Raw genomic sequence first — 17,879 nt, forward strand, 5'->3', positions numbered from 1 at the left:
CCCGCCACGGGTCTAGAGGTACGGGCGCTGGGCGCGCTTGGCCCGCTCGTACCGTTCGTGGAGGCCGGGGGTGGTGGAGACCTCGGCCGTGGGGACGTCCCACCAGGCAGTGGTCTCCGGGGACGGGCCTGGGACGGTCTCCAGGTAGACGACCGTCGTGGTGCCGGACTCCCTGGCCTTGGTGAGGGCGACGCGCAGGGAGTCGGGGCCGGAGGCGCGCAGGACGTCGGCTCCGAGGCTCGCGGCGTTGGCGGCCAGGTCGACCGGCAGGAACGGCCCGTCCAGCCTGCCCTCCGGCGAGCGCCTGCGGTACGCCGTGCCGAGCCGCCGCGCGCCCACGGACTCCGACAGGCCCCCGATCGACGCGAAGCCGTGGTTGTCCACGATCACCACGACCAGCTTGACGCCCTCCTGGACGGCGGTGGCGATCTCCTGGGCCATCATCAGGTACGAGCCGTCGCCGACCAGCACGAAGACCTCGCGGTCCGGCGCCGCCAGCTTCACGCCGAGGCCGCCCGCGATCTCGTACCCCATGCAGGAGTAGCCGTACTCGACGTGGTACGCCTTCGGGTCGGAGGCGCGCCACAGTTTGTGCAGGTCACCGGGCATCGATCCGGCGGCGTTGACCACCACGCCGTCCGGCCCCGCGACCTCGTTCAGCACGCCGAGCACCACAGGCTGCGTCAGCGTGTCCCCCGCGTACAGCGCCGAGACCGTGTCCTGCCAGGCGCGGCCCAGCTCGGCGGCCCGTGAGGTCCAGGACGGGTCGGCCTTCCAGCCGCCGAGGTCGAGCAGCGCGAGCCCTTCGCGGGCGTCGCCCACCAGCATGACGCCGGCGTGCTTGGCCGCGTCGAAGGCCGTGACGTTGAGGTTCACGAAGCGGGCGTCGCCGAAGAGCGTGCGGGAAGCCGTCGTGAAGTCGGTGTAACGGGTGCCGACCCCGATGACCAGGTCGGCCTCGCGTGCGACGGCGTTGGCGGCGGCCGTGCCCGTGTGCCCGATCGCACCGAGCGCGCACGGATGGTCGTACGGCAGGACGCCCTTGCCCGCCTGGGTCTCCCCCACGGGCACGCCGTGGGCCTCGGCGAAGGCGGTGAGCTCCTCCCACGCCTCGCTGTAGACCACCCCGCCGCCCGCGACGATCAGCGGGCGCCGCGAACGCCTGATCGCCTCCACGGCCCGCTCCACGGCGGCCGCGTCGGGGATGGGCCTCGCCACGTGCCACACCCTGCGCGCGAACAGCTCGGCGGGCCAGTCGTACGCCTCGGCCTGCACGTCCTGGGGCAGGGCGAGCGTCACCGCGCCCGTCTCGGCGGGGTCGGTGAGCACCCGCATCGCCGCCATCAGGGCCGAGGGGAGCTGCTCGGGCCGGTTGACCCGGTCGAAGAAGCGCGACACCGGCCGCAGGCAGTCGTTGACGCTGACGTCGTACGACCGGGGGTCCTCGAGCTCCTGCAGGACGGCCCCGGCGGCGCGGGTCGCGAAGATGTCGCCGGGCAGGAGGAGCACCGGGATCCTGTTGATCGTCGCGAGCGCCGCCCCGGTCACCATGTTGGTGGCGCCCGGGCCGATCGACGTCGTGCAGGCGAAGGCCGACAGGCGGTTGCGCGTCCTGGCGAAGCCCACGGCGGTGTGGACCATGGCCTGCTCGTTCCTCGCCAGGTAGTACGGCAGCGGGTCGCCGAGGCCCGCGCCCTGCTCCGCGAGCGCCTGGCCGATGCCGGCGACGTTGCCGTGCCCGAAGATGCCGAAGCAGCCCTCGATCAGCCGCTGCTCCACTCCGTCGCGCTCGCTCCACTGCTCGGCGAGGAACCGCACCAGCGCCTGGGCCACGGTGAGCCTGATCGTCGTCATGCCTTCGCCTCCGGCCTGCCGTTCGCGGGTGATGGGCGGTCGTACGAGGTCATGGGGACGCGGGGGTCCACGGCCTGGCCTTCCCAGCTTGAGCGGATCCAGGCGTGCCTGGGGTCGTCGCAGAAGGCCATGGAACGCTTGTCCGCGGGCCCGGCGAGCACGTTCAGGTAGTACAGGTCGTAGCCGGGGGCCGCCATCGAGGGCCCGTGGTAGCCGTGCGGCACCAGCACCACGTCACCGCAGCTCACCTCGGCCAGCACGTCGATCGGCCTGCCCGGCGAGCCGTACACCCGCTGGTATCCGGGACCGCCCTCGAAGTAGTAGATCTCCTCCAGCACCGCCTCGCCGTCGGCCTCGGTGTCGTGCTTGTGCGGCGGATAGGACGACCAGTTGCCCTCGGGGGTCAGCACCTCGACGGCGACGAGCTTGTCGCACTCGAAGGCGTCCGGAGCGCAGAAGTTGTTGACCTGCCGGCTGGCCTGCCCGGCGCCCCGCACCTCCACCGGGACGTCCTCGGCCGGGCCGTACCGCACCGGGAGCCGCCGCGTCGCGACGGCCGACGGCAGGGCGAACCGGCCCTCCCCGCTCAACCGGACGCTCGACCCGATGGGCAGGTAGGCGAAGTCCGTGACGCCGCCGAAGACCGACTCGCGGCCGCGCAGTTCGAGGCGCACCCCGTCGCACTCGACGGCGCAGGACCCAGACAGCGGGACGACCAGCATCTCCTCGCCCCCGGTGGCGAACTCGACCGTCTCGCCCGAGAGGTTGAGCGCCCGGAGCCCGGCGTATGCCCATCCGGCGCTCTCGGGCGAGATCAGCAGGGCCCAGGGGGACTCGGCGGTGGAGCCCGCGGGAATGTACGACATCAGGACACCTCCAGCAGCCCGGCGGCGGTGTCGACGGCCGCGGCCACGTCGTCGTCGGGCGGGTAGAGCAGCGCGCGCCCGACCACGAGACCGCGCACGCCGGGAAGCCGCAGCGCCTTGCTCCACGAGGAGTACACCTGGTCGGGGGCCGCGGTCGGGTCGCCGCCGAGCAGCAGGGTGGGCAGGGTGGTCGCCTCCATGACCCGCTCCATCTCGTCGATGACCGGGATCTTCAGCCAGGTGTGCGCGGAGGTCGCGCCGAGCCCCTGGCCGACGTGGATGGCGTGGATCATGCCCTCGGGGGACAGGTCGTGGTGGACGACGCCCTCGTCCCTGTGGGACCAGAACGGCTCGACCATGGCGACCAGCCCCTCTCTGGCCAGGCTGGTCACGGCGCGCGAGCAGGACTCCAGCGTGTCCGCCGTCTCGGCGGACCGCAGGCCGACGCGGCAGAGCATCTTGCCCCCGTCGAGCCGCATGCGGACGATCGACTCGGTGTCGTAGGCGGTGAAGCGGTCGTCGAACTCGAAGGCCGTGCCGTGGAGGCCGCCGCGGTTCATCGACCCGATCACCACCTTGCCGTGCAGGGCGCCGAGCAGGAGCAGGTCCTCCACGATGTCGGGGGTGGCGAGCAGGCCGTCGACCCCCGGCCGTGCCAGCGCGACGCACAGCCGGTCGAGCAGGTCGATGCGGCTGGCCATGGCCATCGGCCGCCCGCGCACGCCGAGCGCACCTCTGGCCGAGTGGTCGGCCGCGATGATCAGGATCTGGTCCCGGTCGGCCAGCAGCGGCCTGCGCCGGCGTTCCGCCGCGGCCTGGGCGATCTTCTCGGGGTACCTGGCGCGGTACTCGGCCAGCCTCCTGCGGTCCTCGTCACGCATGGACATCCCCCGATAGCACGCTTTCGACCTCCTTGACCGTGGGCATCGCCGGCGCGCAGGCGAGCCGTCCAGCGACGATCGCCCCCGCCGCGTTGGCGAAGCGCAGGGTCTCCGCGAGGCTCCGGCCGGCCAGCAGGCCGTCGCACAGCGCGCCGCCGAACGCGTCGCCCGCGCCGAGCCCGTTGACCACCTCGACCGGCACCGGCGGCACCTCCACGGTCTCCCCGGCCGTCATGCCCAGCACGCCTCCCGACCCTCGCTTCACGACCGCCAGCTCGACGCCCTGGTCGAGCAGCGCCCTGGCCGCCTCGTACGGCTCGCGCGTGCCGGTGGCCACCTCGCACTCGTCGAGGTTTCCCACGGCCACGGTGACGTGCCGCAGAGCCTGGCGTACCCATTCTCGTGCCGCTTCGGGCGACGTCCAGAACGTGGGGCGGTAGTCGAGGTCGAGCACGGTCAGCGGCGCGCGGCCTCTGGCCTCCCAGGCGGCGAAGTGGGCGCTTCTGGACGGCTCCTCGGACAGCCCGGTGACCGTCGCCCAGAACAGGCGCGCGTCCCTGATCGCGGCGAGGTCCAGCTCGTGCGGGTGGATCTCCAGGTCGGGTGCCTTGGGATAGCGGTAGAAGTACAGCGGGAAGTCCTCCGGCGGCCGGATCTCGCAGAACGTCACCGGCGTCGGCAGCCCCGGCACCTCGGTGACATGGCGGTCGTCCACGCCGTACGAGCGCAGCGCGTCGTGGAGGAACTCCCCGAACGGGTCGGCCCCGGTGCGGGTGATCACGGCGGACGCGCGGCCCAGCCTGGCGGCGGCGACCGCGACGTTGGCGGGGCTGCCGCCGAGGTACTTGCCGAAGGTCTCGACCTCGCGCAGCGAGACGCCGACCTGGAGGGGGTAGATGTCAACGCCCATCCTGCCCATCGTGAGCACCTCGGTCATGCGGGGCCTTCCACGCCGTACCCGGGCAGACCGGATCCCGGCACCGCCTCGGGGGCGGGGCGCGAGAGAGCCGAAAGGTACGCCAGGCTCTCGCGGACCGCGGCCTGTGGCCCCTCGCCGCTCGCCGGCTCGCCGTCGAGGACGACGTCCTGCTCCATGACGTACCAGCCCTGGTAGCCGGCGTCGCCGAGCCGGGTCACGATGCCCGCCACGTCCACGTCGCCCCTGCCGAGGGGGCGGTAGACGCCGGCGCGCACGGCGTCGGTGTAGGTGAGCCCGCCCGCGCGGACCTGCTCGGCGAGCGTGGCGTCCACGTCTTTCAGGTGAACGTGTGCGACTCTGGCTGCTGCCCTGGACACCAGGTCAAGCGGGTCGGTGCCCCCGATGAGAAGGTGGCCGGTGTCCAGGCAGAGTGGCATCTCGGAGCCGTCGAGCACCCGGTCGACCTCGTCACGCGTCTCGATCATGGTGCCGACGTGCGGGTGGAGGGTGACGGCCCGCTCGAAGCGCTCCGCCGCCTCCATCACGCGCCCGAGATTGGCCAGGAGCGTTTTCCAGCCCTCGGCGTCGAGCACGGGCCGCTCGTCGTAGCCGTCGGCGCCGGTCGCCGCCGCCAGCACGACCGTCCCCACGTCACCCTCGGCGAACGCCCGAAGCGTGGCCTGCGCCTCCGGCACCGGGTCGTACGCGGGATCGTGCAGCACCACCGGGACGAAGCCGCCGATGCCGCTCAGGCCGTACGACTCAAGGAGCGTGCGGCGGTGTTCGGGAGACGGGGGCAGGAAGCCGTCGGGGCCCAGCTCGGTGGCGGTCAGGCCGAGCGCGCGCATCTCGCCGAGTACGCGGTCGCGGCCGAGTTGGTGGCCCCAGCCAGGCACCTCGCAGACCCCCCATGAGATCGGCGCGGCGGCGATCCGCACCGGGCCGGTCGATGCGCCTGTGCCCGGGGCGGCCGGGGCGCTCATACGGTCACCTCCGCGACCCGCACCGGGCGCCCGGTGCTCCTGGACAGCTCGGCCGCCTCGGCGACGCGCAGGGCGGCGAGGGCGTCCTGGACGGTGCAGGGGCTCTGCCCGCCATCGCGCACGCTGTCGAGGAAGGCCCCGATCTCGGTGACGTACGCCGCCTCGAAGCGGGCGCCGAAGTCGGGCCACGCCTCGCCGCGGGGGAACTCGGCGGCGGGCTCGGCCGAGGTGAGGGGCACGCGGTCGTCCAGCCCGACGACCACCGTGTCACGTGTGCCTGCGAGCTCCATCCGCACGTCGTACCCCGCGCCGTTGTAACGAGACCCCTGCATCGTCACCAATGTGCCGTCGTCGAGGGTCAGCAGCGCGGCGCTGGTGTCCACGTCGCCGGCCTCCGCGAAGAACGCGGCCCCCCGGTTGGCCCCCGTGGCGTACACCGACTCGACCTCGCGGCCGGTGACCCAGCGCAGGATGTCGAAGTCGTGGATGTGGCAGTCGCGGAAGATGCCGCCGGAGAGGGGGATGTAGGCGGCGTCCGGCGGCCGGGGGTCGGCGGTCAGCATGTGGACCCTGTGCAGCTCGCCCACCTGGCCGCCGCGCAGCGCCCGGCGCGCGGCGGCGTACCCGGCGTCGAAGCGCCGCTGGAAGCCGATGTGGACGAGCGTGCCGCTGCGGGCGGCCGCCTCGACGACGCGCGCGGTCTCCTCGATGCCCGGCGCGACGGGTTTCTCGCAGAACACCGGGATCCCGGCGTCGCAGGCCCTGCGGATCAGCTCCGCGTGGGTTGAGGTGGGAGTGGCCACGACCACGGCGTCGGCCTCGAACGCGTCCCCGACCAGCGCGCCGACCCGGCCCGCCACCTCCTTGGCCCGCACCTCGTCGGCGTCCGACACGATCAGCTCGCCCACTTCCGGATGGGCGGCGAGCGTCGTCGCGTGGAACGCTCCGATGCGGCCAAGACCCAACAGACCCACACGCATACTGCCTCCGCGGCTCGATCAGCTCATCACGACCCGTCCACAGTTCTAAGTATCAGAATGCCGGGAGTCAAGAATTTGTCCTGACATTCAGACGAACTATGGTCTTGGCGACGTCGTGAGCCGCCGGGGGCCGCACGCGATGGCCCGCACACGCGGGAGCCCGGACGTTCCACGGTTACGGGAAGATCCGGGCCCCCGGGACGGGAGGTCGGTCACCACCATCGCGCCCGTCCCGGCGCGGCGTTTTTCTCCTCATGGGTGCCGACCGGCCGCAGGTCCTCGCCCGCGAGCTCGCGGGCCGTCCACTCGGGGTGCTCTCCCCCGTCTTCCTCATGGCGGCCCTCGGTCCCGGCCGCACGCGCCTCGGCGGCGGTGAGCTCGGGTGCGTGCGGCGCGTGCCTGGCGTCAGGAGTCACCGGCCACTGCGTGTGCTCGCCCCTTATGCCGCAAAGAACGATGGTGACGAGCGCGACTCCCAGCGCCGACGCGACGACCATCACTCCGAGGACCACCACCACGATGTTGCCCGGATCCATGATTTCCCCCGATCTTGGATGTCGCGCGTACTTTCATTATCGAACGCACATATCAACGCATTCGACCCGCATGTGATGGAGGGACGCCACCTCTACGCCAAGGTTGTGCCAAGTGTGCACAGCCCCGCGTCAGGAGGACGTCACAGGGAGCCGTACCCTGCACAGGACGGCGGCGAGCGCGCCACGAATACGGAGGAGCACAGGCGATGCCCGAGTTCGACTACACCGACCTGCTTCCGATGGGCCCCGATGAGACGGAATATCGTCTGATCACGGCTGAGGGGGTGCGGAAGGTCGAGGCGGCGGGCCGTACGTTCCTGGAAGTGGACCCGGAGGCGCTGCGTCTCCTGACCAAGACCGCGATTCACGATATTTCGCACTATCTGCGGTCGTCCCACCTCGCCCAGCTCCGCAAGATCATCGATGATCCCGAGTCCAGCGGCAACGACAGGTTCGTGGCCCTCGACCTGCTCAAGAACGCGAGCATCTCGGCCGGCGGCGTGCTCCCCATGTGCCAGGACACCGGCACCGCGATCGTGATGGGCAAGCGCGGCCGCCACGTGCTCACCGACGGCGCCGACCCCGAGCACATCTCGCGCGGCGTCTACGACGCCTACACCGAGCTGAACCTCAGGTACTCCCAGATGGCCCCGCTGACCATGTGGGACGAGAAGAACACCGGCAGCAACCTCCCGGCCCAGATCGAGCTCTACGCCGAGGACCCGCACGGCCACCCCGACGAGTACAAGCTGCTGTTCATGGCCAAGGGCGGCGGCAGCGCCAACAAGTCCTTCCTCTACCAGGAGACCAAGGCGGTGCTCAACGAGAAGCGGATGCTCCGGTTCCTGGAGGAGAAGATCCGCTCCCTCGGCACCGCCGCGTGCCCGCCGTACCACCTGGCGGTGGTCGTGGGCGGCACCAGCGCCGAGTACGCGCTGAAGACCGCGAAGTACGCCTCCGCGCGCTACCTCGACACGATCCCCACAGAAGGCTCCCCCTCGGGTCACGGCTTCCGCGACCTGGAGCTGGAGAAGAAGGTCTTCGAGCTCACCCAGAAGCTCGGCATCGGCGCGCAGTTCGGCGGCAAGTACTTCTGCCACGACGTGCGGGTGATCCGGCTCCCCCGGCACGGCGCCTCGTGCCCGGTGGCGATCGCCGTCTCGTGCAGCGCCGACCGGCAGGCCCTCGCCAAGATCACGCCGGAGGGCGTCTTCCTGGAGAAGCTGGAGACCGACCCGGCGCGCTTCCTGCCCGAGACGACCGACGAGCACCTCTCGGACGACGTGGTGTCCATCGACCTCAACCGGCCCATGAGCGAGATCCTCGCCGAGCTCACGCGCTACCCCGTGAAGACCCGGCTCTCGCTGACCGGCCCGCTCGTCGTCGCCCGTGACATCGCGCACGCCAAGATCGGTGAACGGCTCGACGCCGGCGAGGAGATGCCGCAGTACCTGAAGGACCACGCCGTCTACTACGCCGGACCGGCCAAGACACCCGAGGGGTACGCCTCGGGGTCCTTCGGCCCGACGACCGCCGGCCGCATGGACTCCTACGTCGAGCGCTTCCAGGCCGAGGGCGGGTCCCTGCTGATGCTGGCCAAGGGCAACCGCTCCAAACAGGTCACCGAGGCCTGCCAGAAGTACGGCGGCTTCTACCTCGGCTCGATCGGCGGCCCGGCCGCCCGGCTCGCGCAGGACTGCATCAGGAAGGTGGACGTCCTCGAATACGCGGAGCTCGGCATGGAGGCCGTCTGGAAGATCGAGGTGGAGGACTTCCCCGCGTTCATCGTGGTCGACGACAAGGGCGCAGACTTCTTCGAGGACACCAGTGGCCCCGTGCTCACCATCGGTCGCCGAATCTGACAAAATCTGACGGAAGATCTCAACAGAGAATCGGCATGGCCTCTACAGGCGGCGATAAACAAATCGGTAAGCTGCCACCCATGCGCGCCCCGTCCGGATACGAGCTAGCCTCGCGTTACCGGCTCGTAGAGCCGGTCGGCCGCGGCGGCATGGGCACCGTCTGGCGTGCGCACGACGACCTGCTCGACCGTGACGTGGCTGTCAAGGAGGTGCGCCTCCCGCTGGTCCTCGACGAGGAGCTGCGGGCCGAGCTCTGCGCCCGCACCGAGCGCGAGGCCCGGGCGACCGCCATGGTGGCCCACCCCTCGGTGATCACCGTCTTCGACGTCGTCACCGAGGACGACCGGCCCTGGATCGTCATGGAGCTCCTCCACGCGCGATCGCTGGAAGACCTGGTCAAGGAGCAGGGGCCGCTTCCCCCGCGCCGCGTCGCCGAGATCGGCCGCCAGGTGCTCGGCGCACTGCGGGCCGTGCACGCCAAGGGCATCCTGCACCGCGACGTGAAGCCCAGCAACGTGCTGGTGACCGAGGACCGCGCGGTGCTCACCGACTTCGGCCTGGCCGCCCTCGAGGGCGACGCGTCGATCACGCAGGCCGGCATCGTGCTCGGCTCCGCCGGCTACATCGCCCCCGAGCGCGTCCTCGGCGACAAGGCAAGCCCCGGCGCCGACCTGTGGTCGTTCGGCGCCACCCTGTACACCGCCGTCGAGGGCCGCGGCCTGCACGGCAGGCGTACGGCCGCGGCGGCGCTGGCCGCGCTCACCAGCGGTGAGCCGATCCCCATGGACAAGGCGGGGCCGCTCGCCCCCATCCTGCGCGGCCTGCTTCAGATCGACCCGGGAGCCCGGCTCGACGGCATGCGCGCCTCGCTCATGCTCGCCCGCGTGGCGGCGGGCGGCTCGGCCGAGGAGCCGCTCGGAGGCCCCGCCCACCGCACGTCGCCCCGCCAGCAGCCACCGGCCACGATGGGCGGCATGCCGCCGCCCGCGCCGCACGCCTCGATGGGCGCCCTGTCGCCGTCGTCCCCGTCCTCGCCTTCGCCCCGCAGGCCGTCCCACCGGGGTCAGCACCGGGCCGACGCCAGGCCCGACGCCCGCCCGGTCTACCTGCCGCCCCGCGATCCCGGCCCCGTGCCGCAGCCCCGCATGCCCCGCAGGGCCGCCGAAGGGGTGCACCGCAAGCCGCCGGAAGTCGCGCCGGGCCGCCGCCGGGCTCCCGCGAACCCCGAGCTGAGCCAGGTGATGCGCCAGCTGTCCGATATCGTGCGCATGGTCCTGCCGCGCCGCTTCTGGCCAAAAAATATGCGTTAGTGCGTCGAAAGCAATTCACAAGTCACTGTCGCTATCTTCTTACTCATGCCGGAACAGCAGAGGCGGCTGCTCGCCGACAGATATGAGCTGATCACCCCCCTCGGCAGAGGGACGATGGGCACTGTCTGGCGCGCTCACGACCGCCTCCTCGGCCGCGACGTGGCCGTCAAGGAGATCCGCCAGGACTCGGGGCTGAGCAAGGAGCAACGCGACGAGCTGCGCGAACGCATGATCCGCGAGGGCCGCACCGCCGCCAAGATCGCCCATCCCTCCGTGGCCACCGTCCACGACGCCATCGTGGTCGACGGCAGCCCGTGGATCATCATGGAGCTGGTCGAGGCCAGGTCGCTGGAGCAGGTGATCGACGAGGAGGGGCCCCTGCCGCCCCGGCTCGTCGCCGAGATCGGCCTCGACCTGCTGGGAGCGCTCGGCGCCGCGCACGATCAGGGCATCCTGCACCGCGACGTCAAGCCCGGCAACGTGCTCCTGACCGACACGGGACGCGTGGTGCTCACCGACTTCGGCATCGCGAAGGCGGCGGGCGACAGCAACATCACCAAGACGGGCATGGTGATCGGGTCACCCGGCTACACCGCCCCCGAGCGGGCCAGGGGAGACCACACCGGCCCCGAGTCCGACCTGTGGTCGCTCGGCGCCACGCTGTACTTCGCGGTCGAGGGCCGGCCCGCGTACGAACGCGACTCGGTGAGCGAGACGCTGGCCGCGCTGATGACCGAGCAGGCCGACCCCGCCACCCAGGCCGGCCCGCTCCGCCCCGCGCTCGAGGCGCTGCTGGAGAAGGACCACACCAAGCGGCTCACGCACGACCAGGCCGTCTCCCGGCTCCGCGCGGTCGCCCGCACCTCCGCCGCCAAGGCCGCCGCGAGCCCCCCACACGCCGCGCCCCCGAAACCCCCCGCCACTCAAAAACCCGACGCCACCGTTAAAACCCCCACCACCCGGGACACCAACGGCACGTCCAAGCCCGCCGCCGCGTCCAGCCCTCCAGGCGGACGGCCCTCGGCCGGGCCCAGCCCTGATCGGACGCCAGGCATCGCGGCCGCCTCGGCGGCGCCGCCGTCGCCGGACGCCTCCGAGCCGGGTACCGGTTCCGAGCCGGACGTCGATCCGAACCAGACGATGATGGTCATCCGTCCCAAGGGCGGCCTGCGCATCCCCGGAGTCCAGTCCGAAAAGGACGCTCCCGCCGACCGTCCGGCCCCCGCGCGCAAGGCCGTCTCCACAGACGCCGACGAGGACGGCCAGGCGACCATGGTCGGGCTGCTTCCCCCCATCCAGAGCCCCTCCCCCGCACCCTCGGCGCCCGCCGCACGCGCCCCCCGCCCTGCACCTCCCGTGTCCAGGACACCGCCCGCGCCCACGACAGCCCCCGCGTCCAGGACACCCCCCGCTAGGCAGGAAGCCGCCGCCTCCCATGCCACGGCCGGGGTCCAGACCCCGCCGGGGGCCAGAGGAGCCGTCGCGCCGGCCGCCGCTGGAACGCTCTCTCCGCAGGGGGCGGCGCAGGACGCGAGCTCCTGGACCGAGCCGGCCACGCCCGAGAACGGGCTGGGCACCGACCTGTTCGCCTTCCAGGGCACGGCGCCGCCCCGGGGCAGCAGCCCCGCCGGGATGATCATCCTGGTCGGCGTGGCCCTGCTCGGGCTGGCGGCCATCGTCATGCTCGTGGCCGCCGCGGTGTCGAGCAGCGGCGCCACCGATCCGAACGGGGCCAAGGTGTCGGGCGGCTCCGGCGGGGGCACCACCGCCTCGACCGTCGACGCCGGCGCGAGCACCACCCTTGACACAGGCAGCACGAGCACGGCCACGCCGCCCGCCTCCGGGCTCCGCCGCTACATCGACAAGACCGGCTACATCATCGACCTCCCGTCCAAGCTGCGCGGCGTCGCGAAGGGCGGGGGCGTCGGGTTCAGCGCCGAGGGCGACGTCCGTACGGTGCGCATCAGCCGCTCGGCGAACGGCACCGCGGACGTCCTCGGCGCGGCGAAGGCCGCGCAGGCGCGGGCCGTCGCGGCGGGCACCTATCCCGGGTACAAGCTCATCCGGCTGGCCGTGACCACCCCGGCGCCGTACCCCGGCACCGATGTGGCCGACTGGGAGTTCACCTACACCGCGAGCTCAGGCCCGGCTCACGTGCTGTCCCGCTGGGTCGCCGTGCCCGGCGGCGACAGCTACGCGATCTACTGGTCCACACCGGAGGCCGGCTGGAAGTCCCACCGGCCACAGCTCGAAACGGTCCTCTCCTCATTCCAGCCCGCCCGCAGGGACACATCCGGCGGCTCGTAGAGCAAAACTGGAGTCATGGAGGATTTCCGGATCGAACATGACTCGATGGGCGACGTACGCGTCCCCGCGTCGGCCAAGTGGCGGGCGCAGACGCAGCGCGCCGTAGAGAACTTCCCGATATCGGGGCGCGGGCTCGAACCGGCCCACATAGCGGCGCTCGGGCTGATCAAGGCAGTGGCGGCCGAGGTGAACGGCGAGCTGGGCGTCCTCGAAGCCGACATGGCCGAGGCCATCTCCGAGGCCGCCACCGACGTCGCCGAGGGTGAGTGGAACGACGAGTTCCCGATCGACGTCTTCCAGACCGGCTCTGGCACCTCGTCCAACATGAACGCCAACGAAGTGATCGCCACGCTCGCCGAGAAGCGCCTCGGCCGCCCGGTGCATCCGAACGACCACGTCAACGCGTCGCAGTCGTCCAACGACGTGTTCCCGTCGTCGATCCACGTGGCGGCGATGGTGGACGTCGCGTACGAGCTGATCCCGGCGCTCGACCACCTGGCCATCGCGCTGCGCCAGAAGGCCGACGTGTTCGCCGAGACGGTCAAGGCGGGGCGCACGCACCTGATGGACGCCACGCCGGTGACGCTGGGCCAGGAGTTCGGCGGCTACGCCACGCAGGTGGAGAACGGCATCGCACGGCTGCGCGCGACGGTGCCCCGGCTCGCCGAGCTGCCCCTGGGCGGCACGGCGGTGGGCACGGGCATCAACACGCCGCCCGGGTTCGCCAAGGGGGTCGTCCAGAAGCTCAGGGAGGCCACCGAGCTGCCGTTCACCGAGGCCCGCGACCACTTCGAGGCCCAGGGCGCCCGCGACGCGCTCGTGGAGCTGTCCGGCCAGCTACGCGTGGTCGCGGTGTCCCTCAACAAGATCGCCAACGACCTGCGCTGGATGGGGTCCGGGCCGCGCGCCGGCCTGGGCGAGATCAACCTCCCCGACCTCCAGCCCGGCTCCTCGATCATGCCGGGGAAGGTCAATCCTGTGGTCCCCGAAGCGGTGACCATGGTCGCGGCCCAGGTCATCGGCAACGACGCGGCGGTCACGTTCGCAGGGGCGTCCGGGAGCTTCGAGCTCAACGTGATGATGCCGGTCATCGCGCGCAACGTGCTGGAGTCGATCCGCCTGCTGGCCAGCGTGTCCCGGCTGCTCGCCGACAAGTGCGTGCACCGGATCACCGCCAACGCCGACCGCCTGCGGGAGTACGCCGAGTCCTCCCCGTCGATCGTGACCCCGCTCAACCGCACCCTCGGGTACGAGGAGGCGGCGAGCATCGCCAAGCAGTCGCTCAAGGAGCGCAAGACCATCAAGGAGGTCGTGATCGAGCGCGGCCACGTGTCCTCAGGCAAGCTCACGGAGGAGCAACTCGACGCCGCCCTGGACGTCCTCTCCATGACCTCCCCCCCAAAACCCGAGGAATCCGACACATCACCCTGAAACCCCAGGGCCAAGCGAGGGACGCGTAGACGCTTACGCTGATGGCATGGCGGAGGACCCCTTCGAGGGCAACACCGAAGAGGGGCATGGGATCACACCTCCACTGCCTGGACACCCGTCCGCACTCGCAGGAGCCCTTCAGGGGCCATCCGACCTCCCCGTGTCCGAGGTGTTCCTGTCAGGTGGGTCCGTTAACGGTGTCGTCCAGGTAGGGGACACGGTGCGGCGCCGGACGGTGGGGCGGCCGGGGTTCGTCCACGAGCTTCTCGGTGATCTCGAACGGGCCGGCTGGGGCGGGGCTCCCCGGTTCCTCGGGGTGGACGAGCGGGGACGGGAGATCCTGAGCTTCGTGGACGGCCACGCGGCCTGGGAGCCGGTCCAGCCCGCCGAGGTCGGTTCGGACGAGAGCCTGGGGCGGGTGGCGGGGCTGGTCAGGGAGTTCCACGACCTGACGGCCGGGACGCCGCTCGCCGGGGAAGAGGAGGTCGTCTGCCACAACGACCTTTCTCCGAGCAACACCGTCTACCGGGATCTCGGCTCGGGCCTGCGCCCGGTGGCCTTCATCGACTGGGACCTGGCCGCTCCCGGTCGGCGGATCCATGACGTCGCGCACGTGTGCTGGCAGTACCTGGACCTCGGTCCCGGCGTCGGGGACGTCCGGGAGGCCGCCCGCCGCATCCGTCTGATCAGCGACGCCTACGGGCTGGACGGCCGCGAGGATCTGCTGGAGTCGATCTTGTGGTGGCAGGATCGATGCCGGCGGGGCATCGAGGCGGCCGCCGCCGCCGGGGAGCCGGCGATGATCCGGCTCCGCGACGACGGCACGGTCCGTTCGCTGCGGGCGGCCTACGACTGGGTCGCGAAGCACCGTGCCGAGCTGGCATCCGAGCTGGGTTAGGTGACGCATCCCAGAAGAAGACCGGGTCAGCCGGCTTGGCGGGCGCGCTCCAGGTAGTGGTCAGTCCGGGGGTGGGGAGGGGAGGTAGCGCTGCTGGACGGCGTGGGCGAGGCGGACGGCGTATCTGCCGCCGGGGACGTGGGACGCCAGCCTGCCCAGGATGGACCGCCTGGCCGAGAGCAGGCCCGGCTCTCCCCCGGCCTGGATCCTCGCCTTGCCTCCCCTGCCCATCTCCAGGACGAACCGCAGGTCGACCTCCTTGCCGTCGACGCGCAGGCGCGGCGTCCACAGGCCGGGGCCGATGTGCCCCTCGCCGGGGAAGCGGCGTACCGCGACCTTGGCGACGAGCTGGCCGGGAAAGCGGCCGGGGACCCCCGGTTCGACGAGCGCGGGGACCGCGATGACCCGTCCCCGGCTCGCGATCTGCCGCAGCACCAGCTCCGCCGGAGGCCCGCCGCTCGGCGGGACGTACGGGACGGGCAGGACGACGAACACGTGCCCTTCCCTGTGGGTGACCGAGGCCCCGGGCGAGACGAGCACGATCGACTCGGAGAACGACCGGGGCTCCACGCACACGCTGAGCTCCCTCTGGTCCGACCAGCAGGGGATGATCAGCTTGTGCGGCTGCCCGGCGAGCACTCCGACGCAGCTCAGCTGATCCCCCCGGTGTCCCGCGACGCGGGTGCGGGCCTGCTGCGCGCCGCTGTGCATGCGGACGTGCACCTCCCACTCGCCAGGGCGCAGCGCACGTCCGAGCGCGGCCGTGCCCACATCCAGCCGGGCCCGTCCGACGGCCCAGACGCGCACCCTGTCGCCCTCCTGCGACCGGCACACCTCGCCGGCCACCGGGAGGAAGTAGATCAGCCCGTTGTCCATGTGGCGGATGTAGACCTCCATGCGGGCCCTGGCCACCGCCTCGGTCACGTCGGTGACCTCCGGCGGCAGGGCCAGGCCGTCGAGCGGGGGCGTCCAGTGGAGGCGGTCGCCCTCGGCCCTGAAGGTCACCGGCGCCCCCTCTGCGCCGACGATCTCCACGGCCAGGTCCATGAGGAGGGTGCCCTCCTCCCAGCGCACGTCGCGCAGCTCGGCGCGCACGGACGTACCCCTGGAAGCCTCGCTGAGGGCCACCAGACGCCCCAGCTCGCCCGACCGGACCAGAACCGCCCGGGCGCGAAGGTGGACCGGCAGATGGCGATCCAGCTCCTCGCCGAACCGTTCGGCGGTCAGCTGACGCAGAGCGGCGAAGAGCGCGGCACGCTGGTCAGAGCGGGCGGACAGCAGGGGGCGACCGCCCAGCAGGCGCAGCACGCCCGTGCGGAACCAGTGGGCGCGCAGCCGGTCGCGCTGGTCCCCCGGGTCGCTGTGCGCGTCGATGATGTCGAGGATCGCCCGGATCCCCGCGACGTGGGCCGCCGGGTCCACCGTACGGTCGGGCACGGGGCCCACATGGCAGCAGATGTGGTCGGCGAGGATCGCGATGACCTTGGCCGTCAGGTACGCCTCGATGACGAACGCCTGCTCCGACAGCTCGGGATCGAGGTCGGAGAAGCGGATCTCGCGTGTGTCGAGGAAGGCGCGGCGGAACAGCTTGTGCGCCGTCGGCAGCCCGAGGAGGCGGTCGCGCAGCACGTCGGCGCGCTCACGGTTGCGGGTGAAGGCCCTCGGGGGCGGGTTGTCGCCGGCGACCAGCCGGCCGATCAGCACGTCGGCGTCGGTCTCGACGGCCGTGCGGTACATCACCTCAAGGGCCACGCGCTCCAGCCGGTCGCGCTGGCTGAGCAGGTAGACGTACTCGCCCTGGGCGACGGCCAGGCCCACGTTGCGCCCGCGCGCGGGCGAGCCGGTGTGCTCCAGGTGGAGGACCCTGACGTTGGGCCGTACGGCGGCGACGGCGTCGAGGCGTTCCCGCGTGCCGTCCCCCGACCTGTCGTCCGCGAAGATCACTTCGTACTCGTCCGACGGCATCGACTGCTCCAGCAGCGAACGTACGCACGCGTCGAACGCGTCATCGTCCGGGCCTGGCTCTGATACCGGCACCACCACGCTGACCTTCACACCCATGTGGGCCAGCGTGCGACGCGCACCACCGGGGCGCAGCCAGGCTTGCCGAAACGTCAAACAACCCTGACTAAGAGTTCGCGCTGTTCAGTACCCTGCCGGCCCGCGGGTCAGTACCAGCCGGTCGCCTGGGAGTGCCCCCACGCGCCGCAGGGGGTCTTGTAGCGGGCCGCGATGTAGCCGAGGCCCCACTCGATCTGGGTCGCCGCGCTGACCTGCCAGTCGTTGCCCGCGCTCGCCATCTTGCTGCCGGGCAGGGCCTGCGGGATGCCGTACGCGCCGCTGCTGCGGTTCATGGCCCGCTCGTTCCAGTGGCTTTCCTTGTCCCACAGCTTCTCGAGGCAGCCCCACTCGCCTGACCAGCCGCGCGCGGCGGCCATCTTCTGGCCGAGCGCCTTGTTGCTGCCGGGATTGGGCTGGGAACCGGGCGGGAAGGCCTGCGGGGTGAAGCCCTCGCCTCCGGGCGCCTTCCTGACGATCTTCACGGGGTCGAAGCCCGCCGCGCCCTTCTTGCGGGCGTTCTTGATGTCGTACGCCCGCTGCGCCTGAGCCGCGACGGCCTTGAGCGCGTCGGTCTCGGGGTCGGGCGCGAACGGGTCGTTCACGCGCATCAGGTCGTCCAGCGTCAGCGGGTTCGCCGAGGCCGCTTCGTTCTCCTTGACGGTCTTGACCACGAAGACGCCGAGCGCCGCGACCACCGCCAGGGACAGCCCGACGCCGATCACGCGCTTGGGGGTCAGCCAGGCCTTGCGCCCGGCCCGCTGGCGCGCACGGCCGCGCGGCGGCGGGGGATGGTCGTCGTCCCGCCTGCCTCGCCTGTCCCGCAACTGCTGACCTGAGCTCACGGCCTATGAGCTTGCCGTGACATAGGGGGTGGTTCGCAACCCAAACGTCAAAGTTCTTTGAAGGACACATGGCCTAACTGTGGAGTAACGTGCGCTTATCCCCCTCAATGTGATTCTCGTCACACCACCCGCCCCGCGCCCGCCCTCCG

14 protein-coding genes are annotated in these 17,879 nt (G+C 71.7%); 5 read left to right on the forward strand and 9 right to left on the reverse strand.

The features are described from left to right. Window positions 1–12: 12 nt before the first annotated feature. From iolD to ACOZ38_RS41055, 7 genes are all read right to left on the reverse strand, one after another. On the reverse strand, window positions 13–1,854 hold the full coding sequence (gene iolD / locus ACOZ38_RS41025) for a 3D-(3,5/4)-trihydroxycyclohexane-1,2-dione acylhydrolase (decyclizing) (RefSeq protein ID WP_424536261.1): 1,842 nt from the start codon (window positions 1,852–1,854) through the stop codon (window positions 13–15). Then, window positions 1,851–2,720, reverse strand: a complete 870-nt coding sequence (iolB, locus tag ACOZ38_RS41030; RefSeq protein WP_405141716.1) for a 5-deoxy-glucuronate isomerase — start codon at window positions 2,718–2,720, stop codon at window positions 1,851–1,853. The genes iolD and iolB overlap by 4 nt, the downstream gene beginning before the upstream one ends. After that, window positions 2,720–3,601 carry a class I fructose-bisphosphate aldolase gene (locus ACOZ38_RS41035; RefSeq protein ID WP_424537182.1) on the reverse strand — a complete coding sequence of 294 codons (882 nt, stop codon included), beginning with the start codon at window positions 3,599–3,601 and terminating at the stop codon, window positions 2,720–2,722. Before ACOZ38_RS41035 ends, iolB begins: the two co-directional genes overlap by 1 nt. After that, window positions 3,594–4,538 carry a 5-dehydro-2-deoxygluconokinase gene (gene iolC / locus ACOZ38_RS41040; protein WP_424536262.1) on the reverse strand — a complete coding sequence of 315 codons (945 nt, stop codon included), beginning with the start codon at window positions 4,536–4,538 and terminating at the stop codon, window positions 3,594–3,596. The genes ACOZ38_RS41035 and iolC overlap by 8 nt, the downstream gene beginning before the upstream one ends. After that, entirely contained in the window at window positions 4,535–5,503 is a 969-nt protein-coding gene (locus ACOZ38_RS41045) for a TIM barrel protein (RefSeq protein ID WP_424536263.1), read from the reverse strand. Before ACOZ38_RS41045 ends, iolC begins: the two co-directional genes overlap by 4 nt. After that, window positions 5,500–6,483: a Gfo/Idh/MocA family protein gene (locus ACOZ38_RS41050; RefSeq protein ID WP_424536264.1), complete on the reverse strand. Its 984-nt coding sequence runs from the start codon at window positions 6,481–6,483 to the stop codon at window positions 5,500–5,502. The genes ACOZ38_RS41045 and ACOZ38_RS41050 overlap by 4 nt, the downstream gene beginning before the upstream one ends. A 212-nt stretch (window positions 6,484–6,695) precedes the next feature. Next, window positions 6,696–7,019 carry a hypothetical protein gene (locus tag ACOZ38_RS41055; protein WP_424536265.1) on the reverse strand — a complete coding sequence of 108 codons (324 nt, stop codon included), beginning with the start codon at window positions 7,017–7,019 and terminating at the stop codon, window positions 6,696–6,698. A 206-nt stretch (window positions 7,020–7,225) separates the two neighbouring features. On the opposite strand from ACOZ38_RS41055, the gene ACOZ38_RS41060 reads away from it, so the two are divergent. The 5 genes from ACOZ38_RS41060 to ACOZ38_RS41080 all read left to right on the forward strand — a co-directional run bounded on the left by ACOZ38_RS41060 (window position 7,226) and on the right by ACOZ38_RS41080 (window position 14,827). After that, window positions 7,226–8,881: a fumarate hydratase gene (locus ACOZ38_RS41060; protein ID WP_424536266.1), complete on the forward strand. Its 1,656-nt coding sequence runs from the start codon at window positions 7,226–7,228 to the stop codon at window positions 8,879–8,881. An 80-nt stretch (window positions 8,882–8,961) separates the two neighbouring features. Beyond that, the gene (locus ACOZ38_RS41065; RefSeq protein ID WP_424536267.1) at window positions 8,962–10,191 is read left to right on the forward strand and encodes a serine/threonine-protein kinase; all 1,230 of its coding nucleotides are present in this window, start codon (window positions 8,962–8,964) and stop codon (window positions 10,189–10,191) included. Window positions 10,192–10,236: 45 nt separating this feature from the next. After that, window positions 10,237–12,498 carry a serine/threonine-protein kinase gene (locus tag ACOZ38_RS41070; RefSeq protein ID WP_424536268.1) on the forward strand — a complete coding sequence of 754 codons (2,262 nt, stop codon included), beginning with the start codon at window positions 10,237–10,239 and terminating at the stop codon, window positions 12,496–12,498. Window positions 12,499–12,513: 15 nt separating this feature from the next. After that, window positions 12,514–13,929: a class II fumarate hydratase gene (locus tag ACOZ38_RS41075; RefSeq protein WP_424536269.1), complete on the forward strand. Its 1,416-nt coding sequence runs from the start codon at window positions 12,514–12,516 to the stop codon at window positions 13,927–13,929. A 220-nt stretch (window positions 13,930–14,149) separates the two neighbouring features. Further along, window positions 14,150–14,827 carry a phosphotransferase gene (locus tag ACOZ38_RS41080; RefSeq protein WP_424536270.1) on the forward strand — a complete coding sequence of 226 codons (678 nt, stop codon included), beginning with the start codon at window positions 14,150–14,152 and terminating at the stop codon, window positions 14,825–14,827. Window positions 14,828–14,887: 60 nt separating this feature from the next. Here the strand turns inward: ACOZ38_RS41080 and ACOZ38_RS41085 are convergent, their stop codons facing one another. Both ACOZ38_RS41085 and ACOZ38_RS41090 read right to left on the reverse strand, forming a co-directional pair. Continuing rightward, the gene (locus tag ACOZ38_RS41085) at window positions 14,888–16,888 is read right to left on the reverse strand and encodes a glycosyltransferase family 2 protein (RefSeq protein WP_424536271.1); all 2,001 of its coding nucleotides are present in this window, start codon (window positions 16,886–16,888) and stop codon (window positions 14,888–14,890) included. Between the two features lie 107 nt (window positions 16,889–16,995). After that, window positions 16,996–17,730: a lytic transglycosylase domain-containing protein gene (locus tag ACOZ38_RS41090; RefSeq protein WP_424536272.1), complete on the reverse strand. Its 735-nt coding sequence runs from the start codon at window positions 17,728–17,730 to the stop codon at window positions 16,996–16,998. Window positions 17,731–17,879 lie beyond the last annotated feature (149 nt).

The organism is Sphaerisporangium viridialbum, assembly GCF_049674955.1.
GTDB lineage: Bacteria > Actinomycetota > Actinomycetes > Streptosporangiales > Streptosporangiaceae > Sphaerisporangium > Sphaerisporangium viridialbum.